This is a genomic window from Pseudomonas sp. BYT-1 (genome assembly GCF_023611805.1).
Lineage (GTDB): Bacteria > Pseudomonadota > Gammaproteobacteria > Pseudomonadales > Pseudomonadaceae > Aquipseudomonas > Aquipseudomonas guariconensis.
The window spans coordinates 128,818-154,381 of sequence record NZ_CP072559.1 but is presented as its reverse complement, the minus strand read 5'-3'; the positions used below and the strand labels follow the sequence as shown (position 1 = coordinate 154,381).

The following is a 25,564-nucleotide window of genomic DNA, read 5'->3' as shown; positions in this document are numbered from 1 at the left end:
GTATAGCAACTCTGCGAGAAGTCAGCCTGCCCGTTTGGCGTATGACACCATCAGAAAGGTTTCGTTACCGTTACTCAGCGCGAGCGATTCAAGACTTGCAGCATCGCCGCGGTCTGTGCATCCGGCATGCCGTCGAAGCGCTGAGGACGGAAGCGCATCTGGAAGGCCGCGATCACATGGCGAGTGGCAACATCCAGCTCGCCGGTCTGCTCGATCGCATAACCGAATCGCGCCAGTTGCTGCTGATACCAGCTGATGGTCGGAGGATTGACGCTGAAATATGCCTGTTGTCGTGCAACGGCATTTGCGTCTGGCCAAACGCCAAGGCCGGCATCGGCGAGACGTTTCCACGGGAACAGCGGGCCTGGATCAAGCTTGCGCAGCGGCGCGATATCACTGTGGCCGATGATGTGCCGTGGCTCGATGTGATTGCGCTTGACGATATCCTTGAGCAACGCGATCAAGGCCTGGATCTGAGCCTCGCTGTAGGGGTGCCAGACGCGCCCGTTGGGTGTGTCGGTGTAGCCTGGGTTGACGATCTCGATGCCAATGGAGCTGGAGTTGAGCCAAGTACGCCCTTGCCATTGGCTGTCGCCGGCATGCCAGGCCCGGCGGTTTTCATCAACCAGTTGATAAACGGTGGCTGGCCCATCGCCGACCAGGTAATGGCTGCTGACCTCGCCATGGGTCAGCAAGGCCAAGGAGCGCTCCAGGGATGCGTTGGTGTAATGCAGGACGATGAACTGGATACGGCTGTCATGGTTGACGGAAGGATGGTTACGGTCGATCCGCAGGCCGGTGGAGCAGCCAGCCACCATCAACAACATCAGCCCGGCAAAAAGCGTTTTCATGGGAGAGGGCACGTCAGTAAAGTAATCGGCAACAGCGCTACAGTATAACGTGCACTTCTCACTACAGCTCGAGAAACGCAATCACCGCGTGCACATCAAAAGAAACTCCAGGTCGTTGTCGCCACTGGGTCCTTTCTTGTCGACCAGCTGAGTCATCACGTCGACCTTTTCTGCCGAAGGCTTGCCCGTTACCTTGGCTTGTCCATGCAGCTGGCGATCGTAACTGCTGGCATCGATGGCAGAGACTGTGCAAAAGCCCGGGTCCTGCCGCACAACCTGCTTGTTCAACTTCAGCTTGTACAAGCTGAAGTAGTTGGGCTGGGGCTGATGGGTGATGTCGGAGATCCATTTCGGGGACTGCCGCAACAGCGTGCCATCCGCCGCCACATGAGCGGTAAACACATGTTCTTTGGCCATTGCGGTCGTCTGCACGGCCAGCACCATGGCAAACACGGCCAATCCGTTGAGTGCTTTCATCTGCTATTTCCTGTTCGATCAAGGGGCCGAAACCTGTCCATCAGGTTTCCGGTCGACCATTGTCAGCACCAGGGTCGCAGTGAATGCGGTAAATAATTATGCCTGCTCCACGCGATTGCGGCCCTGATCCTTGGCTCGGTACAGCGCGTCGTCCGCGCGCTTGAGAACCTGGTCGCCTCGCTCGCCAGAGCGGAAAGCGCTCAGGCCGATAGAGGTGGTGATCACCACCCGCTCGCCCTTGAAGTGGAACGGGCAGGCCTCGACGGCCGCTCGCAAGGTCTCGGCCAGCTTGAGGCCGACAGCAGGCGAGGTCTGCGGCAGCAGCACGACAAACTCCTCGCCGCCAAACCGGGCGATGAAATCCTGCCCTCGCAGACGCTTGCGCAACTGGTCGGCGACGATCTTGAGGACCTTGTCGCCAGCCAGGTGACCATAGTTGTCGTTGATCCGCTTGAAGTGGTCCAGGTCGAGAATAGCCATCAGCAGATGCCCGCCGTGGGCCTGCCAGTGCTGGACCTCCCGCTCGACGCGCTCCGACCAGGCCGCACGATTGGGCAGCCCCGTGAGGGGGTCGAGCAGGGCTTTCTGGCGCTGTTCCTCCAGGTGTTCGCGATAACCGAGGGCTTCCTGCTCCATGTTCGCCACTCGATCGGCCAGGCCCTTCAAGCGGTCCGCCAGCTCCTGCTCACGACGATCGCGCTCATGCTGGTGCTCATCCATGGTGTTCAGCAAGCCTTCGAGGCGGTTCTCCAGGATGAGCTTGAGGCTGTCCACGTCCGCGGCGCCCTGCACACTGCTTTGCAGGCCATCGACCTGCTCACGCAACTGGTTGTCCAGTTCACGCGCGGCGCAGCTGTTGTCGGCATGCCCGGCACTGGCCTCTTGCAGGTGGCTCTGGAAGGTTTCCAGGCGCCCGTTGAGCTGTTGCAGGTAGGCTTCGAATTCATGCTGGCCGCTATCGGTGATGGCCAGCATAAGCACGGCCAAGTCATCGAGCACCGGAATCAGCTCGTACCAGTTCAACCCACGCGATACCCGCTCGCGCATGGCCAACGCCTGTGCCTTATGGCGCTCCGGTAGGCTCAGGTCGTCGAGCAGGCCGATCAGCGTCTGCTCGATATGCGCCGCGACGGTGCTGTAGGGGGGTTCCACAGCGTCAGGGAGGGCATACGGGCCTTCTGCTTCCAATGTGCTTTGCACATGAGCAAGCTCTTGCTCCGCGACGACGGCAGACGCGTCGGCAGGCTCGATTTCAATGGGTGACGACGAAACCGCCTCAGGGCTTTCAGGCAGCGGCAGGGTTTCCAGCGCTCCTTCGTGCGGGCGAGGCTCGTCGGTACCGCTCAGCTCAGCTACTTCGACGTCCGTTTCAGGGGGCAGCGCATCGTCATCGCGCTCAGCAGCCTGCCCAGGGTCTATCTGCGGTTGCGCCAAGGGATGCAGTTCATCCACATCGGCCAGCGCCGCTGGTTCGGCCAGCGTTTTTTCGAGGATCTCGGCAGGCCTGGCCTCAGCAAGCTGGGTGGCCGGCTCCAAGTCCGCCTCGCGGCCGCCGAACAGCCGCTGGAGGAATCCTGGTCGCGGTTCTTCATCGGGCCTTTGCAGCACGCTCAGGGCGCGACCCTGCAGGCCGCTCAGCTCACCCAGCAGCGGCGGCAGCTCTCGGGACTGGCTAACCCCACCATCGAGTTTCTTTGAAAGTTTCTTCAGGGGCCGGGCGATATCACCGGGCAAGGGCAAGCGCTGCAGTTGCTCGACCAGTGAGGTCAGGGCTTCGCTGACCTGCGTCATGCGGGTCTCGCGGCGCTGCTCGGAGTCCAGCACGGCTTTTTCCAAGCGTGGCAACAGGCCCGCAAGCCCCGCGTCCATGTTGTCGCTGCGAATGACCTCGCGCATTTCCTTCATGCACTGGTCGACTGTCTTGTCGCTGCCCTCGGCCGCCAAGGTGCTGCGCACCAGGCCGCGACGCAGCAGATCGAGACGAGCTTCCCAACGGCGCTCCAGCTTCTCTTGCTGTTCGATGCTTTTGAGGTACTTCTCTTTCCAGCGCTCGCCTTCGTCTGTCATGCCTGGATCCGCAAACCGGTGATAGCAATCAGCCCAAAGCCGGCAGCGTATCCACAGTCAGTGCATCAGGCAAACGAATCTCGACGGCAACCGGAAGGTGGTCGGAAATTGGCTGGGCCAGCACCTCGACCCGTTCCAGGGTCAGGCTCGGGCTGAGCAGGATGTGATCCAGGCAGCGCTGGGGGCGCCAGCTGGGAAAGGTGGCCTCGACCTGCGGCGCGATGAGGCCCAGATCGCGAAGGGGCGAATGCTCGAGCAGGTCATTGGCATGGGTGTTCATGTCGCCCATTAGCACCTGATGGCGGTAGCCGCCGATCAACTCGCGGACATACGCCAATTGCCGGGCCCGTGTCTTGGCGCCGAGCGCCAGGTGCATCATCACCACGATCAGGGCGTCTTCGCCTTCGCCAAAACGTACCAGGATCGCACCTCGACCGGCTGGGCCAGGCAGGGGGTGATCTTCGAGATGCTGTGGCTTGAGGCGGCTGAGCACGCCGTTGCTGTGCTGGGCGAAACGCCCGAGGTTGCGGTTGAGCTGCTGGTACCAGTACGGAAATGCCCCGAGCTGGGCCAGATGTTCGACCTGATTGATGTAACCCGAGCGCAGGCTGCCGCCATCGGCTTCCTGCAAGGCCACCAGATCGAAGTCACCGAGCAGTTCGCCGATCCGCTGCAGGTTGCCGGCCCGCCCATTGTGCGGCAACAGGTGCTGCCAGCTGCGGGTCAGGTAGTGCCGATAGCGCTCGGTGCTGATACCGACCTGGATATTGAAGCTGAGCAGGCGCAGTCGCCCATCCGCCGGCAAGCCTGATGCCTGCAGGTGATGCTCGTTGACCTGCGGTTGCCGCAGGCCAACCAGGCGTGTGGAGCGAAAGCGGCTCATGGGCAACGCCGCTTATTTAGCGGCGCGCTCCTTGGCGATCAGCTGGTCGGCGACATCCAGCACGCCTTCCGGCCCGCCGGCGGTACCCAGGTCGAAGCGGTACTTGCCGTTGACGACCATGCTCGGCACGCCAGTGATTTCGTACTTCTTCGCCAGGTCCTTGGCCTGCTGCACCTGGCCCTTGATGGCGAACGAGTTGAAGGTGGCGAGGAACTTGTCTTTATCCACGCCCTGGGTGGCGAGGAAGTCGGCCATTTCTTCAGGCTTGGTCAGGCGCATGCGCTTGTTCTGGATGGCATCGAAGACCGCGGCATGGACGTTGTGCTCGACGCCCATGGCCTCGAGGGTCAGGAACATCTGACCGTGGGCATCCCAGGGGCCGCCGAACATGGCGGGCACGCGCTTGAAGTTGACGTCGGCCGGCAGTTTCTCAGCCCATGGATTGATGGTCGGTTCGAAGTGGTAGCAGTGCGGGCAGCCGTACCAGAACAATTCGACGACTTCGATCTTGCCCGGGACGGAAACAGGAACGGGGTTGCTCAGCTCGAAATACTGCTGACCTTCGACAGGCTCCGCGGCCTGTACGGCGGTCACTCCGAATACGCTGGCGGCGACCAGCGCAGCGCTGAGAATCAGTTTACGCATGCTTTACTCCTGAGCAGTCATTGGTCGCCTCGACGCGACCGGTAGCTAAGACCGGTCGGGAAGGGCTCGGGTTCTGTAGTGTAACGGCTATGGACAGAAAAAAGGGCGGTCCAGGCCGCCCTTTCATCTTTGCCAGGCAGCATTAACCGAACGTTAATGCGCAGGGCCTGCGAGGGCCTACAGGGTTCAGTGCAAGCCCTGGATGTAACTGGCCAAGGCCTCGATGTCCTTGTTGCTCAGCTTGCCTGCGATCGAACGCATGGTCATGGCATCACCGTCATTGGTGCGGTTGCCTTCGCGGAAGTCGGTGAGCTGCTTGGCCACGTACTGGGCGTGCTGGCCCCCCAAGTGCGGGAAGCCCGCCAGGGCGATGCCTGCGCCATTGGGCGAATGGCAACCGGTGCAGGCCGGCATGCCTTTCTCCAGGTCGCCACCGTTGAACAGCGCGCGGCCACGCTCGACCAGCTTGGGATCAGCCGCACCGACACTGCCCTTCTGGCTTGAGAAGTAGGCGGCGATATCGGCCAGGTCCTGATCGTTGAAGTTGGTCAGCATGCCGGTCATCTCCAGCACGGTACGCTTGCCGGACTTGATATCGTGCAGTTGTTTTTCGAGATAGCGCTGGCCTTGGCCGGCAAGTTTGGGGAAGTTCGGCGCCAGGCTGTTGCCGTCAGGGTTGTGGCAGGCTCCACAGACGGCTGTCTTGGCCTGACCGGCAGCAGCATCGCCTTTGATGGGTTCCGCAGCATTGGCCGCACCTGCGACACCCATGGTCAACAGCAGACTCACGAATAGTTTGTTCATCAGCTAATCCAACACGGCTAGGGGTGAAATGTTATGTATCGGGACTGTCGCTCATCCAGAGGATGACAGACCGGTAGTCCTCGGTACTGCAGTCCATGCACAATCCACGCGGCGGCATAGCCTTGAAACCCTGGGTAACATGCGCCACCAATACGTCCATACCTTGCGCAAGCCTCGGATTCCACGCTGCCCGATCACCCCGCTGGGGGGCCTGTGGCAACTGCCCGGCATGACAGGCCGCACACGTGCGGTTGTACAACGCCTCGGGATCCTGTGTAGCCTGAGCGCTTAAAAACGGCAGGAACATACCGACAGCAAGCAGCCATTTCGCCATGCGCAACGACCTTTCAGGGTTGGGGGCCGCGCTGCGTTCTAATGCGCGAGCTATTGTTCGACACCCCATGCACATCATCCTACGCCGGGATAATGCGCACACAAAAACTGGGGCATTATATACTTCCGCCATCCAAACGGAAACGACACAGCTTGCCGCGCCCGGCGCCTGAATGGCTGGCCTTGGCAACACCCATATCGGATATCCCATGCAAGTCAAAAACCCCATCCTCGGCCTCTGCCAGAAAGCCAAATTCGCCCTTAGCGCCGCCAAGGTCGAACAATGCCCTCAAGACCAGGGTTACGAGGTGGCTTTCGCCGGTCGTTCCAACGCCGGCAAATCCAGCGCCCTCAATACCCTGACCCATGCCAGCCTGGCGCGTACCTCCAAGACCCCCGGGCGCACCCAACTGTTGAATTTCTTCAGTCTGGACGATGAACGGCGTTTGGTCGACCTGCCAGGCTACGGATATGCAAAAGTCCCGATCCCACTCAAGCAGCACTGGCAGCATCACTTGGAAGCCTACCTGGGCAGCCGTGAGTGCCTGCGCGGAGTGATCCTGCTGATGGATGTGCGTCACCCGATGACCGATTTCGACAAGATGATGCTCGACTGGTCCAAGGCCAGCGCCATGCCAATGCACATCCTGCTCACCAAGGCCGACAAGCTCACCTTTGGCGCGGCCAAGAACACGCTGCTCAAGGTGCAGTCGGAAATCCGCAAGGGCTGGGGCGATGGGGTGACCATCCAGTTGTTCTCGGCCCCCAAGCGCCTCGGGCTCGAGGAAGCCTACGGCGTGTTGGCCGAGTGGATGGAGCTGGAAGACAAGCCCGCCTGAGGACAAGGCCGTGTCCGGTGGGAGCGTACGCTTGATACCCGATGGCGGGTAAAGCCGCTCCCACAGCGCCAGGCGCAAGTCGGTCGCCAAATTCCAGGCAAAAAAAACCCCGGACTTCGTATGGGGAGGGGGAAGTTCGGGGTTCAAGTCCGGACCGCTAGGGCGGGGTCCGGGTATCTGCCAACACTTAACACAACATAGGAGCATCGAAAGGCTTCACCAGCCATTCAGTTACTCTGAGTCCCGCTTCACCGGTTTAGTTCCAAGGCCCTGAAAACTATTTGCGATAGTTTCATGAAACCTCAGAACCGCCAGCGCTGAACCGACAGTGGATCCACGACTCTCGCCACACATCCTATCCTGCTTGCCCTGCTCGATTCAGTGAGCTTCGTCCCAATTCGAGCCAATGCCCACTTCCACCAGCAGCGGCACATCCAGCTGCGCGGCATTGCTCATGTAGGGACGGATCTGCTCCCGTACCTGTTCGACCAAGTCCTCACGCACCTCCAGCACCAGTTCATCGTGGACCTGCAGGATCACACGTGCATCCAGGCCGCTATCGGTCAGCCAGTTATCCACAGCCACCATGGCGCGCTTGATGATGTCCGCCGCGGTGCCCTGCATCGGCGCGTTGATCGCGGTGCGCTCGGCACCCTTGCGCAGCGCCGGGTTCTTCGCGTTGATGTCCGGCAAATACAGGCGGCGACCGAACAAGGTTTCGACGAAGCCCTGCTCGGCGGCCTGGGCGCGAGTGCGCTCCATGTACGCCAATACGCCAGGGTAGCGGGCGAAATAGCGGTCGATATAGTCTTGGGACTGCTTGCGATCGACACCGATCTGCTTGGCCAGGCCAAAAGCGCTCATGCCGTAGATCAGGCCAAAGTTGATGGCCTTGGCACTTCGGCGCTGGTCGTTGGTGACTTGCTCCAGCGGCACGCCGAAAACCTCCGCGGCGGTAGCCCGGTGCACGTCCAGGTCGTTGCGGAAGGCATGCAGCAGCCCTTCGTCCTTGGCCAGATGGGCCATGATGCGCAGTTCGATCTGTGAATAGTCGGCCGCCAGCAGCTTGTAGCCGGGGCTGGCGACGAACGCCTGACGAATCCGCCGGCCTTCGGCAGTGCGCACCGGAATGTTCTGCAGGTTCGGGTCGCTGGACGACAGGCGCCCGGTGGCGGCCACAGCCTGCTGGTAGGAGGTGTGGATCCGGCCGGTGCGCGGGTTGATCTGCTCTGGCAGCTTGTCGGTATAGGTGCTCTTGAGCTTGCTCAGGGAACGGTATTCCATCAGTACCGTAGGCAGTGGGTAATCCTGCTCGGCCAGTTCAGCCAGCACCGCTTCGGCCGTGGAGGGCTGGCCCTTGGCGGTCTTGCTCAGCACCGGCATGCCCAGCTTGTCGTAGAGAATCACACCCAACTGCTTGGGCGAGCCCAGGTTGAATTCCTCGCCTGCAAGCGCGAAGGCTTCACGCTCGAGCTCGGCCATCTTCACGCCCAGCTCACCGCTCTGCACCTTGAGCAGCTCGGCATCGACCAATGCCCCTTGGCGTTCGATCTTGGCCAGCACCGGCACCAGAGGCATCTCGATGTCCATCAAAACCGGCTGCACGCTGGGGGTCTTGGCCAGACGCTCCTGCAGGGCGTGGTGCAGGCGCAGGGTGATATCGGCGTCCTCGGCCGCGTAAGGGCCGGCCTTTTCCAGCGGGATCTGGTTGAAGGTCAGCTGCTTTGCGCCTTTACCGGCGATGTCCTCGAACGCGATGGTGCTGTGATCCAGGTACTTGAGCGCCAGGCTGTCCATGTCGTGGCGGGTGGCGGTCGAATCCAGCACGTAGGATTCGAGCATGGTGTCGTAGGTTACGCCGCGCATCTGGATGCCCTGCGCCGGGTCGCCGCCCAGGGCACAGTTGGCCAGGATATTGATGTCGTACTTGGCGTTCTGACCGATCTTGCCCTTGGCCGGGTCTTCCAGCAGCGGCTTGAGCGCCAACAATACGCTGTCGCGGTCCAGTTGCGTCGGAGCGCCCTCGTAGTCATGGGCCAGCGGCACATAGGCAGCCTCATGCGGCTCGACCGCGAACGACAGGCCGACCAGCTTCGCCTGCTGTGCGTCCAGGCTGGTGGTCTCGGTGTCGAAGGCGAACAACGGCGCCTGGCGCAGCTTGTCGAGCCAGACGTCGAAGCGCGCCTGGTCGAGAATGGTTTCGTACTTGGGCTCGATCTTGGCCTGCGACGCAGGGGGCGGTGCGACCACGTCACCGGCCTGGGCCGCATCGCGCTGAACCTCGGCGATCCAGCTCTTGAACTCCATCTCGGTATAGAGCGCCAGCAATGCGTCACGGTCCGGCTCGCCGCACACCAGCGCCTCGACTTCGATGTCCAGCGGCACATCGACCTTGATGGTCGCCAACTCGTAGGACAGGAACGCCGCCTCGCGGTGCTCCTCGAGCTTGGCCGGCAGGCCCTTGGCGCCACGAATCGGCAGCCCCGGTACCTTGTCGAGATTGGCGTACAAGTCGCTCAGGCCGCCACCGATACCCGTCAGCAAGCCGACCGCGGTCTTTTCGCCAACCCCCGGCACACCGGGGATGTTATCGACCTTGTCGCCCATCAGCGCGAGGAAGTCGATGATGTGCTCGGGACCGACACCGAATTTCTCGTGCACGCCAGCGACGTCCAGCACGCTACCGGTCATGGTATTGACCAGCGTAATGTGCCCGTCCACCAATTGCGCCATGTCCTTGTCGCCGGTCGAGATGATCACTGGCCGATTCAAGGCCGCGCTGCTGCGCGCCAGGGTGCCGATGACATCGTCGGCTTCGACACCTTCGACACACAGCAGGGGATAGCCCAAGGCCCTGACGCTGGCATGCAGCGGCTCGATCTGCACCCGCAGATCATCAGGCATGCTCGGGCGATTGGCCTTGTATTCGGCGAACATGGCATCGCGGAACGTGCCTCCCTTGGCGTCGAAGACCACCGCGAAGAGGCTGTCCGGATACTGCTTGCGCAGGCTCTTGAGCATGTTCAGCACACCCTTGACCGCACCCGTGGGCATGCCCTTTGAGGTGGTCAGCGGCGGCAGCGCATGAAAGGCGCGGTAGAGGTAGGAGGAACCGTCCACCAGGACGAGGGGCGCTTGGCTCATGAGGAGAATCAACCTTTTCGGCAGGTCCGGCGCTAGAATAGCGGGAACAATTGACGACAAAGGGACAAGGTTATCATGCGTACACTCAATCGCCTGTTACTGCTCGGTCTGTTGGCCACCATGCCAGTCGTCACCCTGGCGGCGGAAGACGCCCCATCGGCAGATCCCGATGTAACCATTCGCACGGAAGGCGACAAAACCATCCAGGAGTACCGGCAGAACGGTTTCCTGTATGCGATCAAGGTGACGCCCAAGCACGGCAAGCCTTATTTCCTGGTACGCGCCGATGGCTCCGAAGGTAACTTCATTCGATCCGACCAGCCGGACATGCTCATTCCGTCCTGGAAGATCTTCGAGTGGTAATCTGAGGCGTATCGTTCACATCAACCAGGCACTTCCGGGTGGAAGTGCCCGCATGGGCTTCTTTTCATCATGTCAGTCTTCACCCCTGTGACCCGGCCTGAGCTGGAAACCTTTCTGGCGCCGTATGAGCTGGGCCGCTTGCTCGACTTCCAGGGCATCGCCGCCGGCACCGAGAACAGCAATTTCTTCGTCAGCCTGGAGCAGGGGGAATTCGTCCTGACGCTGATCGAGCGCGGGCCAGCCGAGGACATGCCGTTCTTCATCGAATTGCTCGATGTGCTGCACGATGCCGACATGCCAGTGCCCTACGCCCTGCGCGACCGCGACGGCAATGCCCTGCGCGAACTGTGCGGCAAGCCCGCGCTGCTGCAGCCACGGCTGTCGGGCAAGCACATCAAGGCGCCGAACAACCAGCACTGCGCCCAGGTCGGCGAGTTGCTGGCGCATATCCACCTGGCCACCCGCGAGCACATCATCGAGCGTCGCACCGACCGCGGCCTGATCTGGATGCTCGAGGCCGGGGCCGAGCTGATGCCAGGCCTGGATACCGGGCAGGGCCAGATGCTGCAGGCTGCGCTGAACGAGATCGACGCGCACAAAGCGCAGATCCTGGCCTTGCCACGGGCCAACCTGCACGCCGACCTGTTCCGCGACAACGTGATGTTCGAAGGCACGCACCTGACCGGCGTGATCGACTTCTACAACGCCTGTTCGGGGCCGATGCTGTATGACATCGCCATCACCGTGAACGACTGGTGCCTGGATGAAGCCGGAGGCATCGATGTGCCACGCGCCCAAGCGCTGCTGGCCGCCTATGCTGCACTGCGTCCGTTCACCGCTGCCGAAGCCGAGTTGTGGCCGGTCATGCTGCGCGTGGCATGCGTGCGGTTCTGGCTGTCGCGCCTGATCGCGGCCCAGGCGTTTGCCGGAATGGACGTGATGATCCACGACCCGAGCGAGTTCGAGGTGCGCCTGGCGCACCGTCAGCAAGTGGCACTGGGCCTGCCGTTCGCCCTCTGACCTCGTCTGCTTCTTCGCGGGCTAGCCCGCTCCCAACAGCATCAGCGCCAGCCTTGAAAGGTGGCGCTATCCCTGTAGGAGCGGGTTTTCCCGCGAAAACGCCTCCATCGATTCACAGCTGCTCCAGGCACCCCGTCAGCTCATTGCCCAGCTTCTCCAGCAACCGCTCATAGCCTTTGGCATCCACAGGATCGTTCCCTCCCAAGGCATCGAGCTCGGCCAGACGCACCGGCAGACCAGCCGTCAGTGTTTCGGCCAAGCGCGGGCGCAGTGGCGGCTCACTGAACACACAGGTCTTGCCCACTTCCTGCAGGCGTTTGCGCATGGCCGCGACATGCTGCGCGCCCGGCTGTACCTCGGCGGCCACATTGAACACACCGGTGTGCTTGAGGCCATATGCCGCCTCGAAGTAATCGAAAGCCTCATGGAACACGAAGTACGGCTTGCTTTCGACACCTGCTACCCGGGCCTTGATGCGCAGGTCCAAGGCATCCAGACGGTCGATGAAGGCCTTGAGGTTGGCCTGGTAACGAGCGGCATTCGTCGGATCGGTGGCGGCCAGGTCGCTGGCCATCTTCGCCGCGATCACCCGCGCGTTGGCCGACGACAGCCACAAGTGCGCATCCAGGCTGCCCGGGCGGTGATCATGATCATGGTCATCGCCGTCATCCTCATGGGCATGGCTGTCCTCGCCAAAATGGCGCAGGTGCATGCCTTGGAGCGACTGCACCGCAACGCTAGGCTTGGTACGGCCGTTGATCACCCGGGGCAGGAAGCTTTCCATGTCCGGGCCGATCCAATACAAAAGGTCAGCATTGGCCACGCGCCGCACATCGGAAGGGCGCAAGGCATAGTTATGCGGCGAAGCGCCCGGCGGCAACAACACATCCGGGCTGCCAACGCCGTCCTGGACCGCCGCGGCGATCTGCTGCAATGGTTTGATACTGGTCAACACGCGCACCTCGGCGTGGGCCGAGAAGGCGATGAAAGCGACAAAAAGGGCAAGCAATCGGGACACGGTGAGTACTCGGCGGGCCAGAAAGAGGTAACATAATAACGTCTCTGTCCAGAACCGTCGCCGCCCATGTCCATCACGCCGCTGGCCAACCGTCCTCATGATCATTCCCACTGCGTGCACAGTGCACTGGCCGAGGCCGACGCCCTGTGCACACGCCAGGGCCTGCGCCTGACCGCCTTGCGCCGCCGGGTGCTGGAACTGGTCTGGCAGAGCCACAAGCCGCTGGGTGCCTACGACATCCTGGCCGTGCTGAGCGAACAGGACGGCCGCCGCGCTGCGCCGCCGACCGTGTACCGCGCCTTGGATTTTCTTTTGGAAAACGGCCTGGTCCACCGCATCGCCTCGCTCAATGCCTTCATCGGCTGCAGCCACCCCGAGCACGTGCATCAGGGCCAGTTCCTGATCTGCCGCGCCTGCCATGTGGCCATCGAGCTCGAACAGCAAAGCATCAGCGAGGCCATCATCACCAGCGCCAAGGGCGTAGGCTTCACCGTCGAAACGCAGACCGTCGAAGTGGTCGGCCTGTGCGGCAGCTGCCGGGGGCAGGCATGAGCGACGCGTTGATCCGCCTCGAACAGGTCGGCGTCACCTTTGCCGGCGAATCGGTGCTCGACAGCATCGACCTGTCGGTGGCACCTCGCCAGATTGTCACCCTCATCGGCCCCAACGGCGCCGGCAAGACCACGCTGGTGCGCGCCGTGCTCGGCCTGCTCAAACCGCACCGTGGCAAGGTCTGGCGCAAGCCTCGGCTGCGTATCGGCTACATGCCGCAAAAGATCCAGGTCGACCCCACCCTGCCGCTGTCGGTGCTGCGCTTCCTGCGCCTGGTACCGGGAGTGGACCGCGCCGCAGCGCTGGCGGCCTTGCAGGAAGTCGGCGCCGAACAGGTGATCGACAGCCCGATCCAGACCATCTCCGGCGGCGAGATGCAGCGTGTGCTGCTGGCTCGTGCGCTGCTACGCGAACCGGAGTTGCTGGTGCTCGATGAACCCGTGCAAGGCGTGGATGTGGCCGGCCAGGCCGAGCTGTACAGCTTGATAACCCGCCTGCGCGACCGCCACGGTTGCGGCGTGCTGATGGTCTCCCACGACCTGCACCTGGTCATGAGCACCACCGACCAGGTGGTGTGCCTGAACCGCCACGTGTGTTGTTCCGGGCATCCGGAGCAGGTCAGCGGCGATCCGGCGTTCGTCGAACTGTTCGGCCAGAACGCCCCGAGCCTGGCCATCTACCATCACCATCACGATCACCGCCACGACCTGCACGGCTCGGTGATCGCCCCTGGCGCCCACGTTCATGGAGAGCACTGCAAGCATGGCTGATTTTCTTCTCTACGCCCTGCTCGCAGGCTTGTCCCTGGCCCTGGTGGCCGGCCCCTTGGGATCGTTCGTCGTCTGGCGGCGCATGGCTTATTTCGGCGATACCCTGTCCCACGCGGCATTGCTTGGAGTCGCCCTGGGCCTGGCGCTGGATGTCAGCCCCGCCCTGGCGGTGACCGTCGGCTGCCTATTGCTGGCGATCCTGCTGGTCACCCTGCAACAACGCCAGCCGCTGGCCTCCGACACCCTGCTTGGCATCCTGGCACCGAGTACGTTGTCCCTGGGGCTGGTGGCATTGAGTTTCATGCACGACGTGCGCATCGACCTGATGGCCTACCTGTTTGGCGATCTGTTGGCCATCAGCCCCACCGACTTGGCCTGGATCCTGGGCGGCAGCGTCGTGGTCCTGCTGTTGCTCGCGGCCTTGTGGCGTCCGCTGCTGGCCGTGACCGTACATGAGGAACTGGCGATGGTCGAAGGCTTGCCGGTGGCGAGCCTGCGCCTGGCCTTGATGCTGTTGATTGCCGTGGTCATCGCCGTGGCCATGAAGATCGTCGGTGTACTGCTGATCACCTCGCTGCTGATCATTCCCGCCGCTGCGGCACAGCGTCACGCCCGCTCACCGGAGCAGATGGCCCTGGGCGCCAGCCTGTTAGGCGTGGTCGCCGTCTGTGGCGGGCTGGCGATGTCATGGTTCAAGGACACCCCGGCCGGCCCGTCGATCGTGGTGTGCGCCGCGGTGCTATTCTTGCTGAGCCTGGCGTTGCCCAAGCGCTGAAAATTTAAGGATGCGCGCAGGTGCATCCTGCAACCTTTTGTCAGGTAAAGGGTCTGTAAGACTTATTTTCGAGCGTGCGCACCAGGGTGTAGACTTGCTCGCTTTTTGCGCAAATAGAGAGTCGCAGGAATGAAGCCGTTCGCCTCCCGTTTTCTGCTTGTTGCCGTTTTTTCCCTGTTCTTGGCGGCCTGCTCCAGCACTCCGTCTGAACAGTCGAACGCGCCTGCCCAGACCGATGCCTGGCAAGCGCTGCAACAAAGCATTGCCAGCAATGAGCTGGCCACCGCTGAAGACCAGTTGGCCGCGTTGCAGGCACAATCGCCAGACGATGCACGCCTTGAGCAGTACCAACGCCAACTGGCCGAAGCCTACCTGCAGCGCAGCCAGATCGTGCTGCAGAAGGGCGACGTCAATGCTGCCGCGACCGCGCTGGCCCGTGCCCGCGCGCTGATGCCCCAGGCCCCGGCAATCACGGGGGGCGACGCCGTGGCCCAGGCGCGCAAGGCCGAACTTGAAAAGGCCGAGGCCGCGCTCAAGGCCGCCGAGGCCAAGCCCAAGGCCCGCGTCATCGACCCCAGTGCGCCGAGCACCGTGGTGGCGCTCAAGACCACCGACATCCGCGCCATGCGCCGCCAGCTCGATGACATCGCCGCCGATGTGGTGAACTACCAGTGCGATGTGGTGTTTCAGGTGCCGCGCACCGACGATGCACCCTGGCTCAAGACCTTGCTCGACAAGCGCGTGCGCAAGCTCGATAGCGGTTTCGAGCTGAACCAGCGCCATGAAATCCAGCGCTCGCTGCCTGCGCAGGTAGTGCTGGTCCCACGTCAGCCCTGAGCATTGCGGGGCGCGCTGCGCCCCAATCGCAGGCATGGCCAGCTCCCGCACAGCGCGGGAACTGGCTAAACACAGCCTGGCCTACGCCGGGATTGCCTCGGCCACCGCCTCCCGCGCCCACACCCGATGTTGCTCCAGCGCTTTCACGAAGGCATCTACCGCCTGCTGATCATCCCCCAGCAGCAAGCCTGCATCCTCGTTCAAGCCCAAGGCATTGAGCAATGCCTTGCCCTCGCTGGCCATTCCCATGGGCTTGAGGTGCTTGTAGGCCTCAAGCAGATAATGCTTGGCCAAACCACTTTTCCCCAGCGCCTCCAGCGCCGCCTTGCCGGCCGGCACCCATAATCCATCGATCATTACCGATGGCATCCCCTCCATGGAGGCATCCACCGCCAACGCCTTGCCCTCGGCAGTCGTCACCGGCGCCGACGTCGGCCCCAGAACAAGCACGCGTGCGCTTTGGGCTTCGAAAGCCTTCACCAGCCGATCGACACTGGCGCCTTCCACCCCATCGGCCACCAACAAGGCAATCTTGCGTCCCTTGATGCCCACACTGCCGGGGTGGTTCATCTGGCTCAGCGCCGGTGATTGCGCTGGCGTCGATCCCTTGACCTGCACCGTTGCGGCCTTGGGCGCCGGCAAGCCGAGGTTGGTCGCCACGGCTGCGGCGAGGTCCAAGTCGATGTTGGCCAGGATCTCGTTCACCTCCCGCACCCGGATCGCCTCGCGCTCGACCTTGCCCAGCTCGAAGCTGTAGGCCTTGATGATGTGCTGCTGCTCGGTCGGGCTCATGCTCTGGAAGAACAACCGCGCCTGGGAGAAATGGTCGCTGAAAGAGTCGCTACGCTGACGGATCTTGTGCCCGTCGATGCGCTCCTGATAACTCTCGAAGCCACCGCCATGGGGTGCTGGCGGCGTTTCCTTGGGCCAACCGCCATCGATGGAATTGGGCTCATAGGAGGCACGCCCCTTGTCGATGGTCATGCGGTGCATGGCATCACGCTGGCTGCTGTGGTTGGGTACGATCGGCCGGTTGATCGGAATTTCATGGAAGTTCGGCCCGCCCAGGCGGCTGAGCTGGGTATCGGTGTAGGAGAACAGACGCCCCTGCAGCAACGGGTCGTTGGTGAAGTCGATTCCCGGCACAATATGCCCGGGACAGAAGGCGATCTGCTCGACTTCAGCGAAGAAGTTGTCCGGATTGCGGTTGAGCACCATCTTGCCCAGCGGCGTCACGGGCACCAGTTCTTCGGGAATGATCTTGGTCGGGTCGAGCAGGTCGAAGTCAAAATTGTGCTCGTCTGCCTCCGGCACGATCTGCACGCCCAGCTCCCACTCGGGATAATCACCGGTCTCGATCGCCTCCCACAGGTCGCGGCGATGGAAGTCCGGGTCCTTGCCGCCAAGTTTCTGCGCCTCGTCCCAGAGCACCGAGTGCACGCCCTGGCGCGGCTTCCAGTGGAACTTCACGAATGTGGCCTCGCCCTGGGCATTGATCAGGCGGAAGGTGTGTACGCCAAAGCCTTCCATCATGCGCAGGCTGCGCGGAATGGCCCGATCGGACATCGCCCACATGACCATGTGCGCCGATTCCGGTACCAGTGAGACGAAATCCCAGAAGGTGTCGTGGGCCGACGCCCCGGTGGGAACTTCGTTGTGCGGTTCGGGTTTCACCGCATGGACGAAATCCGGGAACTTGATCGCATCCTGGATGAAGAACACCGGCATGTTGTTCCCCACCAGGTCGAAGTTGCCCTCGTCGGTGTAGAACTTGACGGCAAAGCCGCGCACGTCGCGCACGGTGTCACCCGAGCCGCGCGGGCCCTGCACAGTGGAAAACCGCACGAACACAGGCGTGATTTTCTGCGGATCCTGCAGGAAGCCTGCCTTGGTCAACTGCGCGTGGCAGCCATAGCTCTGAAAGTAGCCATGAGCACCGGTGCCACGGGCATGGACGATGCGCTCGGGGATCCGCTCATGGTCGAAGTGAGTGATCTTCTCGCGCATGATGAAGTCTTCGAGCAGCGAAGGCCCACGCACGCCGGCCTTGAGGGTGTTCTGGTTGTCGGCAATCTTCACACCTTGATTGGTGCGCAGGGCCTGGCCGGTGGCATCGCTGCGCACGCTTTCCAGGCTTTGCACCTTGGCGTTGGTGTTGGCCCGGTCAGGCGTGTGGGTTCCGGCCAGCTGGCTGTCCCTGGGCGAATCCGGAGTCTTTGGCATGTCGGTTCTCCTCGTCATGGCTTTCAGGCGCCCCGTTCGGGCTCGTTCCTGTAGTGACTGGAGGCGCCCCGTGAGCGTTCAATCGGATTACCGGTTGTCGCGTTATGCCCAGCGGATTGGTTGATGACGAAATAAATGCTAAGAACAACTATGGGAAAAGGCTAAAATGCGCGACCCCGGCTAACCGCTGACCCAAATTCCATGCGCCCCACAAGGTTCGCTCAGTGATCGAGTTTCAACATGTCCACAAGACCTACCGCGTCGCCGGTAGGGATATCCCCGCCCTGAACCCGACCAGCCTGACCATTGAAAATGGCCAGGTGTTCGGCCTGATCGGGCATTCCGGCGCCGGCAAGAGCACCTTGCTGCGCCTGATCAACCGCCTGGAGGCCCCAAGCGGCGGCAAGATCATCGTCGACGGTGAAGATGTCACCGCCTTCGACGCCAACCAGCTGCGCCGCTTCCGCCAGCAGGTCGGGATGATCTTCCAGCACTTCAACCTGCTGGCCTCCAAGACCGTCGCCGACAACGTCGCGCTGCCATTGACCTTGGCTGGCGAGCTGTCGCGTAGCGAGATCGACAAGCGTGTGACCGAACTGCTGGCTCGCGTCGGGCTGTCGGACCACGCCAAGAAGTACCCCGCCCAGCTTTCCGGTGGCCAGAAGCAGCGCGTGGGTATCGCCCGTGCCTTGTCCACCAACCCCAAGATCCTCCTGTGCGACGAGGCCACCAGCGCTCTGGATCCGCAAACCACGGCCCAGGTGCTGCAGTTGCTGGCCGAGATCAACCGTGAGCTGAAGCTGACCATCGTGCTGATCACCCACGAAATGGACGTGATCCGCCGGGTCTGCGACCGCGTGGCAGTGATGGATGCCGGGCAGATCGTCGAGCAAGGCGCGGTGGCCGATGTGTTCCTGCATCCGCAGCACCCGACCACCAAGCGCTTCGTCCAGGAAGATGAGCAGGTGGACGAAAGCGAGCAGCGCGATGACTTCGCCCACGTACCAGGGCGTATCGTGCGCCTGACCTTCCAGGGCGATGCCACCTACGCACCGCTTCTGGGCACCGTGGCCCGGGAGACTGGCGTTGACTACAGCATCCTGGCCGGACGTATCGACCGTATCAAGGACGTCCCCTATGGACAGCTCACGCTCGCCGTCACTGGCGGCGACATGGAAGCGGCGTTCGCCCGCTTCAAGGCTGCTGATGTTCATATGGAGGTACTGCGTTGATGGACGCTCTTAATTTCTTCGCCAACGTCGACTGGGCCGAAATCTGGCTGGCCAGCATCGACACCATGATCATGTTGTTCGGCTCGCTGTTCTTCACCGTGCTGCTGGGCTTGCCCCTGGGCGTGCTGCTGTTCCTCTGCGGACCGCGGCAGATGTTCGAACAAAAAGGCGTTTATGCGCTGCTATCGCTGGTGGTCAACGTGTTGCGCTCGCTGCCGTTCATCATCCTGCTCATCGTCATGATCCCGATCACCGTGCTGATCACCGGCACTTCGCTGGGTGTCGCCGGTGCAATCCCGCCGCTGGTGGTGGGTGCGACGCCATTCTTCGCACGCTTGGTGGAAACCGCCCTGCGTGAAGTAGACCGCGGCATCATCGAGGCCACCCAGTCGATGGGCGCCACCACCCGCCAGATCATCACCAATGCCCTGCTGCCCGAAGCCCGGCCAGGCATCTTCGCCGCCATCACCGTCACTGCCATCACCCTGGTGTCCTATACCGCCATGGCCGGCGTGGTCGGTGCCGGCGGTCTGGGCGACCTGGCCATCCGCTTCGGCTACCAGCGTTTCCAGACCGATGTGATGGTGGTCACCGTGATCCTGCTGCTGATCCTGGTTCAAGTTCTGCAAAGTGTCGGCGACAAACTGGTCGTGCATTTTTCCCGTAAGTAACCCCAATGGGGTCGGCCTGGCCGACCCGTTCGGGGGCCGTCGCGGCCCTCACAAGGAGTGATCAATGAAGAAGCTGCTTGCTGTCGTCGCCGCTGTCGCGGCCTTCTCGGCCAACGCCGAGTCCCTCACCGTCGCGGCCACCCCGGTTCCGCATGCCGAGATCCTCAACTTCGTGAAGCCGCAACTGGCCAAGGAAGGGGTGGAGCTGAAGGTGAAGGAATTCACCGACTACATCCAGCCGAACGTGCAAGTGGTCGAAAAGCGCCTGGACGCCAACTTCTTCCAGCACCAGCCGTACCTGGATGAGTTCAACAAGGCCAAGGGCACGAATCTGGTCAGCGTCGCCGGCGTACACCTGGAGCCGCTGGGCGCCTACTCGAGCAAGCTCAAGAAGCTCGACGAACTGCCGTCCGGCGCCACTGTGGTCATCCCCAACGATGCCACCAACGGTGGCCGCGCCCTGTTGCTGCTGGACAAGGCCGGTGTGATCAAGCTCAAGGACAACAAGAACATCCTCTCGACCGTCAAGGACATCACCGGCAACGACAAGGGCCTGAAGTTCCGCGAGCTGGAGGCGGCCACCATCCCACGCGTGCTGACCCAGGTCGACCTGGCGCTGATCAACACCAACTACGCGCTGGAGGCCAAACTCAACCCTGAGAAGGACGCCCTGGTCATCGAAGGCAGCGATTCGCCCTACGTGAACATCCTGGTTGCCCGTCCGGACAACAAGGATGCCGACGCCATCAAGAAACTGGCTGCCGCCCTGCATTCGCCCGAGGTGAAGCAGTTCATCACCGAGAAGTACAAAGGTGCGGTGATTCCGGCGTTCTAAGCCGTCTGCGCGCTGAATGTTTCGCGGGTAAACCCGCTCCCACAGAGACGCCACAGGCCAAAGCGCCGCGGTGAACCTGGGGGAGCGGGTTTACCCGCGAAGCTTTTCAGCCGCGGGTTCAGTCCCGCTTGACCAACCCTGGCAGCTGCGCCACCAGCTTCTGGTTGTTCATCGGCGCACGGATGAAACCACGCTGGCGACCATCCGGGCCGACCACCGCCAGGTTGCCGCTGTGATCGACCGTATATCCAGGCTTGCTGGTATCAGCCGGAATGAACGGAATGCTTAGCCCATTGGCCAGCGCCTGGGTATCTTCGATCGACCCCGTCAACCCCACGAAGTCCTTGTCGAAATAGCCCAGGTACTGCTTGAGCTGGTTCGGTGTGTCCCGGTTCGGGTCCACGCTCACCAACACCACTTGCAAGCGCTCCAGCGCCTCCTTGGGCAACTCGCTCTTGACCTGACGCAACTGGGCCAGGGTAGTCGGGCAGATGTCGGGGCAGTAGGTGTAGCCGAAGAACAGCAGCGACCACTTGCCCTTGAGCTGATCCAGCGCCACGGGCCGGCCGTCCTGGTCGGTCATGGTCACGTCCGGCACGGTGCGGCTCTGAGGTAGCAGAATGATGCCGGCGTCGATCAGCTCGGCCGGGTTCGCCTCGCTGCGACCATTGAGCACCTTGTTGACGGTCAGGCCGAGGATCAAGGCGACGACGGCGACGAGGATGAAGACGGTTTTCTGGGTTCGGGTCATAGGTTCGGCAACAGGTAGTGGTCCAAAAGCAGTGCGATGAACAGCAGGAACAAGTACCCGATAGAGTACTTGAAGGTCTTGATCGCAGCGTGCGGCCTGGTGCCACGGTACAACACCCAGGCCCAGTGGAGAAAGCGCAGGCCCAGGGCCAAGGCACAGATCAAGTAGAGCGGGCCGCTCATGTGGATGACGTATGGCAGCAGGCTCACCGCCAGCAGCACCAGGGTATAGAGCAGAATGTGCAGCTTGGTGTAGCGCTCGCCGTGGGTCACCGGCAGCATGGGGATGTCCGCCTTGGCGTACTCCTGCTTGCGGTGGATGGCCAGGGCCCAGAAGTGCGGCGGGGTCCAGGCGAAAATGATCAGCACCAGCAGCAACGGCTCGGCGCTCACATGCCCACTGACCGCCACCCAGCCCAGCAACGGCGGCGTTGCACCCGCCAGGCCACCGATGACGATATTCTGCGGCGTGGCGCGCTTGAGAAACCCGGTGTAGATCACCGCATAGCCCAGCAACGAGGCAAGGGTGAGCCAGGCGGTGAGGGCGTTGGTGAAGACCAGCAGCACGGCCATACCCGTCAGCGACAAGGCCAGTGCGAAGCCCAGCGCCGGCAAGGGCGCGACCCGGCCGTCAGCCAGCGGTCGCTTGTGGGTACGGGCCATCAGTGCATCGATGCGCCGGTCCACCACATGGTTGACCACCGCCGCGCCCCCGGCGCAGAGGGCTATGCCTAGGTTGCCGAACAACAGGATGGGCCAAGGCACCCCGGCCCGGGTGGCCAAGAACATTCCCGCCAGCGAGGTGATCAGCATCAGGAGCACCACCTTGGGCTTGGTCAGCTCCAGGTAGTCGCGCCACCCGGCTCGCGCCGGGCGTTCACTCAGAAGCGTCGCCACGCGTCAGCCCTCGTGTGCACGGTGCCACCTGCACTGGTGACCGGTGTGAGTCGCCAGCCATGGCCAACACGGACCTTGTCCACCACGCGAATCCGGTAATTCACCAGCACCATGCTCAGCAGCAAAAGAGCACCGCCCGCGTTGTGCGCAACGGCCACCCCCAACGGCAGATGGAACAGTACGTTGCTGATACCCAGGCTGACCTGCACGCCCAGCACCAGCAGCACCAGACGAGCCAGCCCGGTGAGACCGTTGCGGTGCAGCTTCCAGCTCAACATCAGCAACACCGCAACGACCATCAGCGCGCCGAGCCGGTGACTGATGTGAATGGCGGTGCGGGCATCACTGTCCAGTTGTCCACCGAGGTAGTTGGGCCCCACGTGCTGGGTCAGGTGAAAGCCGTTGCTGAAGTCCGCCGCCGGCCACCATTGACCGTGGCAGGTGGGCAGATCGATGCAGGCCACCGCGGCATAGTTGGCACTGACCCAGCCCCCCAAGGCGATCTGCCCGATCACCACCAGCAGCGCCAGCGCCGCCACCCGACGCAGACTCAAAGGCAGCTTGGGCAACGGCGCAAACGCGCGAGATAGACGCAGCGATAGCAGGAACAGCAGACTGAGCGTGGTGAAGCCGCCCAGCAAATGGGCAGTGACCACCTGCGGCCATAGCTTGAGCGTGACCGTCCACATGCCGAACGCCGCCTGGGCGAGCACCACCCCTAGCAACAGCACCGGCAGGCGGTACGGCTGGCCGTCCCGGGCATGACGGCGCACCGCCTGGAAGGCCAGCAGCGCGATCACCGTCGCCAGTGTGCCGGCAAAGTAGCGGTGGACCATCTCGGCCCAGCCCTTGGCCTCCTCCACCGGATGGTCCGGGAAGCGCAGCTCGGCGTGTGCCAGTTGGGCTTCGGTCTTGGGCACGCCAATGAAGCCGTAGCAGCCAGGCCAGTCGGGACAACCCAGGCCAGCGTGGGTCAGGCGAGTATAAGCACCGAGCAGCACGACCAGCAGCGCCAGCACGGTGGCAAACACAGCAAGGCGGTATCCGGGTCTGGCCATGGCGGCCTCCTAGCCGATGTTGGACAGCTTGAGCAGATGGCGCAGGTCGTCGAGCACCTGTTTACCGTTGACCTTGGCGTCGTAGCGCAGCACCAGGTTGCCGTGGGGATCGACAATCCACAGCTGCGGACCGGGTACATCGACCTTCTGGCCATAACGCTGGGTATCCAGCGGGTAACGTTGCAATTGCGGGTATTCACGCTCGAGCGTGCCCTGGAATTCGCCGGGCAATGGCTGGGCGGCGGCCAGGGCATGGCTGGCGCGGCTTGCATCGCGGCCCAGGCCAATCTGGATCTGCCGGGCCAGATAGACCAGTCGCTGGCAATCCTCGATGCAGGTAGCCGGGGCGCTGACCAGCAATTGCCAGCGTGCCTCTTGGGCATCGATGCCGATATCCGCGCGGCTTTGGCCGTTGCCGATCATCTCGCCGTGGTAGCTGCGCCCCTCTGGCACCCAGAACTGCAGCTTGTACATGCTGGTGGCCAGGATCATTGGGCCCAACACCACCAACAGGATCAGGATCAGCTGCAAACGCCCGCGGCTTCTGGGTTTGCCACGTTCAGGCACGTCCAGTGGACTCGTTACGCCGCCCATGGGGGTTCTCCTTTTTGTCATGCCAGCCGAAGTAGAGGTAAAGCAGCACCAGCGCCGTGGCCAGGGCGAACCACTGCACGGCGTAGCCCAGGTGTTTTTCCGGACCCAAGGCGACCACCGGCCAGTCCAGCCGGTAGCTGGCCGGGCCGTGTTCCAGACGCAGTTCATGGGCAAAACCCTCACGGCCGAGCTGTTGCCACAGTTGGGCAGGGTCGACGGCGGTCAGTAGATGTGGCCACTGGCCGCCGACCGGGTCTGGGTGCAGCTGGAAGGTGGCGCCCGGCGCGACATAGACCCAGGCCTCGAGCGCCAAGGCTTGGGCAGGTGTCTCGAAACGGACCGGCTCGCGACGATCCGGCCAGGGCAGCCAGCCCCGGTTGACCAGCAGCCACAGGCCGCTGGCCTGGTCATGAAACGGTTGCAGCACCTCCACACCCGCCCGGCCGTCGCGAATGCTGTTGTCCAGCAGTAGGCTGTGTTCACCATCGAAGCGGCCATACAGGTGCACGCGACGATAGGCCGGGTTGGCCACCTGTGGCAGTTGGCCGCCGGCCAGGGGCGCCTCGATCCTGCGTTCGGCGAAGGTTGCCAGCAGTGCACGTTTTTCATCGGCACGGCCCAGTTGCCAACAGCCGAGCGCGATCAGGCCCGGCAGCAGCGCGAGCACCACCAAGGTTGGTACCAGGCCTGGGCGAAACGGCTTCACCGTGTCCTCGCCAGGTCGATCGCTATACTTGATTTCATCACCGCATCCCCCCGGAGTTTCGCCATGCTCAAGGCCGCGATTGTCCTGATGCTGTTGGCCACCATTGCCAGCCTGTTCAGCGGGCTGGTGTTCCTGGTCAAGGACGACGAACACTCGACCCGCTTGCTCAAAGCCCTGACCGTGCGAGTCACCCTGGCCACCTTGACAATCGCCCTGGTGGCCTGGGGCCTGATCAGCGGCCAACTGGTCTCCCACGCCCCCTTCTAAGTTTTCACCCGCTCCCATCTGGTCCGTCGGAGTTCTCTAAAGGCAGTTGCCCTCAGTTCAGAGCACGTACACGAAGATGAACAACCCGACCCACACCACATCGACAAAGTGCCAGTACCAGCTCGCCGCCTCGAAACCAAAGTGCTTGTCCGGATCGAAATGCCCGCGTAGCACGCGGCAGAACATCACGATCAGGATCAGCGTGCCCAAGGTCACGTGGGCACCGTGGAAGCCGGTGAGCATGAAGAAGGTCGCGCCGTAGATCCCTGAACCCAGCGTCAAGCCCAGTTCGGTATAGGCCTCGTGGTACTCGAAGGCCTGCAACGCCAGGAACGACAAGCCCAGCAGGATGGTCAGCCCCAGCCACAGCTTGAGCGGCCCACGATGGTTCTTGCGCAGGGCATGGTGGGCGATGGTGATGGTCACGCTGGAGCTCACCAGCAAGATGGTGTTGATCAGTGGCAGGTGCCACGGATCGATGATTTCCTTCGGTGGCGGAAACAGCTTCGGATCCGGTGTATGCAACAACGGCCAGGCGAACTCGAACGTTGGCCACAGCATATGGGCGATGCCCTTGTGTCCCTCGCCGCCGAGCCAGGGGCCGGCCAGAACTCGCACGTAGAACAGCGCGCCGAAGAACGCCAGGAAGAACATCACCTCCGAGAAGATGAACCAGCTCATGCCCCAGCGGAACGAGCGGTCCATCTGCGCGCTATAGAGCCCGGCGTGGCTTTCCTTGACCACCGCACCGAACCAGCCGAACAGCATGTAGGCCAGAAACAGCGCGCCGACGAAGAAGATCAGTGGCCCATGGGACTCGGGGTGACCGGCCTTGAGATCGTTGAACCAGGTCCCCAGGCCGAACACCGTGATGAACATCCCGATGGTCGCGATGATCGGCCACTTGCTCTGCGCCGGGACGTAATAGTGCTCATGACTTGCCATTGCTGTTC

27 protein-coding genes are annotated in these 25,564 nt (G+C 62.6%); 11 read left to right on the top strand and 16 right to left on the bottom strand.

All coding sequences use genetic code 11. From position 1 onward, the window contains the following. Positions 1-74: 74 nt before the first annotated feature. The 7 genes from J5X93_RS00750 to J5X93_RS00720 form a co-directional block, all read right to left on the bottom strand. Positions 75-851: an N-acetylmuramoyl-L-alanine amidase gene (locus J5X93_RS00750; RefSeq protein WP_043207733.1), complete on the bottom strand. Its 777-nt coding sequence runs from the start codon at positions 849-851 to the stop codon at positions 75-77. A gap of 81 nt (positions 852-932) precedes the next feature. Then, entirely contained in the window at positions 933-1,328 is a 396-nt protein-coding gene (locus J5X93_RS00745) for a hypothetical protein (RefSeq protein WP_052352394.1), read from the bottom strand. Between the two features lie 96 nt (positions 1,329-1,424). Then, a complete protein-coding gene (locus J5X93_RS00740) occupies positions 1,425-3,395 on the bottom strand; it encodes a GGDEF domain-containing protein (RefSeq protein ID WP_250034270.1) in 1,971 nt (656 codons plus the stop codon). Positions 3,396-3,423: 28 nt separating this feature from the next. Further along, the gene (locus tag J5X93_RS00735; protein WP_043207730.1) at positions 3,424-4,278 is read right to left on the bottom strand and encodes an endonuclease/exonuclease/phosphatase family protein; all 855 of its coding nucleotides are present in this window, start codon (positions 4,276-4,278) and stop codon (positions 3,424-3,426) included. Positions 4,279-4,290: 12 nt separating this feature from the next. Further along, positions 4,291-4,923: a thiol:disulfide interchange protein DsbA gene (gene dsbA, locus J5X93_RS00730; RefSeq protein WP_043207728.1), complete on the bottom strand. Its 633-nt coding sequence runs from the start codon at positions 4,921-4,923 to the stop codon at positions 4,291-4,293. Between the two features lie 186 nt (positions 4,924-5,109). Next, positions 5,110-5,727: a c-type cytochrome gene (locus J5X93_RS00725; RefSeq protein ID WP_043207726.1), complete on the bottom strand. Its 618-nt coding sequence runs from the start codon at positions 5,725-5,727 to the stop codon at positions 5,110-5,112. Positions 5,728-5,758: 31 nt separating this feature from the next. After that, positions 5,759-6,061: a c-type cytochrome gene (locus J5X93_RS00720; protein ID WP_043207724.1), complete on the bottom strand. Its 303-nt coding sequence runs from the start codon at positions 6,059-6,061 to the stop codon at positions 5,759-5,761. A 208-nt stretch (positions 6,062-6,269) separates the two neighbouring features. Here J5X93_RS00720 and yihA point away from each other — a divergent pair, with 208 nt between their 5' ends. After that, complete coding sequence (gene yihA, locus J5X93_RS00715) at positions 6,270-6,899, top strand: ribosome biogenesis GTP-binding protein YihA/YsxC (RefSeq protein ID WP_070575832.1); 630 nt, start codon at positions 6,270-6,272, stop codon at positions 6,897-6,899. 378 nt (positions 6,900-7,277) lie between these two features. On the opposite strand, the gene polA is transcribed toward yihA, so the two are convergent. Beyond that, a complete protein-coding gene (gene polA, locus J5X93_RS00710; RefSeq protein ID WP_182816869.1) occupies positions 7,278-10,043 on the bottom strand; it encodes a DNA polymerase I in 2,766 nt (921 codons plus the stop codon). 75 nt (positions 10,044-10,118) lie between these two features. Here polA and J5X93_RS00705 point away from each other — a divergent pair, with 75 nt between their 5' ends. Together J5X93_RS00705 and J5X93_RS00700 are read left to right on the top strand one after the other, a co-directional pair. Next, positions 10,119-10,406 carry a DUF2782 domain-containing protein gene (locus tag J5X93_RS00705; RefSeq protein ID WP_043207720.1) on the top strand — a complete coding sequence of 96 codons (288 nt, stop codon included), beginning with the start codon at positions 10,119-10,121 and terminating at the stop codon, positions 10,404-10,406. 69 nt (positions 10,407-10,475) lie between these two features. Then, positions 10,476-11,426 (top strand): homoserine kinase, encoded by a 951-nt coding sequence (locus J5X93_RS00700; RefSeq protein WP_043207718.1) that lies wholly within the window; start codon positions 10,476-10,478, stop codon positions 11,424-11,426. Positions 11,427-11,538: 112 nt separating this feature from the next. On the opposite strand, the gene J5X93_RS00695 is transcribed toward J5X93_RS00700, so the two are convergent. After that, a complete protein-coding gene (locus tag J5X93_RS00695; protein ID WP_090344078.1) occupies positions 11,539-12,444 on the bottom strand; it encodes a zinc ABC transporter substrate-binding protein in 906 nt (301 codons plus the stop codon). 66 nt (positions 12,445-12,510) lie between these two features. On the opposite strand from J5X93_RS00695, the gene zur reads away from it, so the two are divergent. From zur to J5X93_RS00675, 4 genes are all read left to right on the top strand, one after another. Beyond that, entirely contained in the window at positions 12,511-12,996 is a 486-nt protein-coding gene (gene zur, locus J5X93_RS00690; RefSeq protein ID WP_043207713.1) for a zinc uptake transcriptional repressor Zur, read from the top strand. Then, the gene (znuC, locus tag J5X93_RS00685) at positions 12,993-13,766 is read left to right on the top strand and encodes a zinc ABC transporter ATP-binding protein ZnuC (protein ID WP_043207710.1); all 774 of its coding nucleotides are present in this window, start codon (positions 12,993-12,995) and stop codon (positions 13,764-13,766) included. The genes zur and znuC overlap by 4 nt, the downstream gene beginning before the upstream one ends. Beyond that, a complete protein-coding gene (gene znuB, locus J5X93_RS00680; protein ID WP_043207707.1) occupies positions 13,759-14,541 on the top strand; it encodes a zinc ABC transporter permease subunit ZnuB in 783 nt (260 codons plus the stop codon). Before znuC ends, znuB begins: the two co-directional genes overlap by 8 nt. 129 nt (positions 14,542-14,670) lie before the next feature. Next, a complete protein-coding gene (locus J5X93_RS00675; RefSeq protein ID WP_250034268.1) occupies positions 14,671-15,378 on the top strand; it encodes a PA5502 family lipoprotein in 708 nt (235 codons plus the stop codon). 81 nt (positions 15,379-15,459) lie between these two features. Here the strand turns inward: J5X93_RS00675 and katE are convergent, their stop codons facing one another. After that, a complete protein-coding gene (katE, locus tag J5X93_RS00670) occupies positions 15,460-17,619 on the bottom strand; it encodes a catalase HPII (protein WP_284454594.1) in 2,160 nt (719 codons plus the stop codon). 206 nt (positions 17,620-17,825) lie between these two features. On the opposite strand from katE, the gene J5X93_RS00665 reads away from it, so the two are divergent. The 3 genes from J5X93_RS00665 to J5X93_RS00655 all read left to right on the top strand — a co-directional run bounded on the left by J5X93_RS00665 (position 17,826) and on the right by J5X93_RS00655 (position 20,339). After that, positions 17,826-18,833, top strand: coding sequence for a methionine ABC transporter ATP-binding protein (locus J5X93_RS00665; protein ID WP_043207700.1), 1,008 nt, complete (start codon positions 17,826-17,828; stop codon positions 18,831-18,833). Further along, complete coding sequence (locus J5X93_RS00660) at positions 18,833-19,504, top strand: methionine ABC transporter permease (protein WP_043207697.1); 672 nt, start codon at positions 18,833-18,835, stop codon at positions 19,502-19,504. The genes J5X93_RS00665 and J5X93_RS00660 overlap by 1 nt, the downstream gene beginning before the upstream one ends. A 64-nt stretch (positions 19,505-19,568) precedes the next feature. Further along, positions 19,569-20,339 (top strand): MetQ/NlpA family ABC transporter substrate-binding protein, encoded by a 771-nt coding sequence (locus J5X93_RS00655; protein WP_250034264.1) that lies wholly within the window; start codon positions 19,569-19,571, stop codon positions 20,337-20,339. 118 nt (positions 20,340-20,457) lie between these two features. On the opposite strand, the gene J5X93_RS00650 is transcribed toward J5X93_RS00655, so the two are convergent. Genes J5X93_RS00650 through J5X93_RS00630 form a run of 5 tightly spaced genes read right to left on the bottom strand, consistent with a single transcriptional unit; the run spans position 20,458 to position 24,344 of the window. Beyond that, complete coding sequence (locus J5X93_RS00650) at positions 20,458-21,090, bottom strand: SCO family protein (protein ID WP_070575736.1); 633 nt, start codon at positions 21,088-21,090, stop codon at positions 20,458-20,460. Next, positions 21,087-21,986, bottom strand: a complete 900-nt coding sequence (cyoE, locus tag J5X93_RS00645; RefSeq protein WP_250034262.1) for a heme o synthase — start codon at positions 21,984-21,986, stop codon at positions 21,087-21,089. The genes J5X93_RS00650 and cyoE overlap by 4 nt, the downstream gene beginning before the upstream one ends. Next, positions 21,971-23,044, bottom strand: coding sequence for a COX15/CtaA family protein (locus J5X93_RS00640; RefSeq protein ID WP_090344084.1), 1,074 nt, complete (start codon positions 23,042-23,044; stop codon positions 21,971-21,973). The genes cyoE and J5X93_RS00640 overlap by 16 nt, the downstream gene beginning before the upstream one ends. Positions 23,045-23,053: 9 nt before the next feature. Further along, positions 23,054-23,638: a PA_0111/PP_0108 family redox-active disulfide protein gene (locus J5X93_RS00635; RefSeq protein WP_102082105.1), complete on the bottom strand. Its 585-nt coding sequence runs from the start codon at positions 23,636-23,638 to the stop codon at positions 23,054-23,056. Continuing rightward, positions 23,604-24,344, bottom strand: a complete 741-nt coding sequence (locus J5X93_RS00630) for an SURF1 family protein (RefSeq protein WP_043207683.1) — start codon at positions 24,342-24,344, stop codon at positions 23,604-23,606. The genes J5X93_RS00635 and J5X93_RS00630 overlap by 35 nt, the downstream gene beginning before the upstream one ends. Positions 24,345-24,407: 63 nt before the next feature. Between J5X93_RS00630 and J5X93_RS00625 the strand changes: the two genes are divergently transcribed. Further along, a complete protein-coding gene (locus tag J5X93_RS00625; protein ID WP_043207682.1) occupies positions 24,408-24,611 on the top strand; it encodes a twin transmembrane helix small protein in 204 nt (67 codons plus the stop codon). Between the two features lie 57 nt (positions 24,612-24,668). Here the strand turns inward: J5X93_RS00625 and J5X93_RS00620 are convergent, their stop codons facing one another. Beyond that, a complete protein-coding gene (locus tag J5X93_RS00620; RefSeq protein ID WP_043207681.1) occupies positions 24,669-25,556 on the bottom strand; it encodes a cytochrome c oxidase subunit 3 in 888 nt (295 codons plus the stop codon). Between the last annotated feature and the right edge of the window lie 8 nt (positions 25,557-25,564).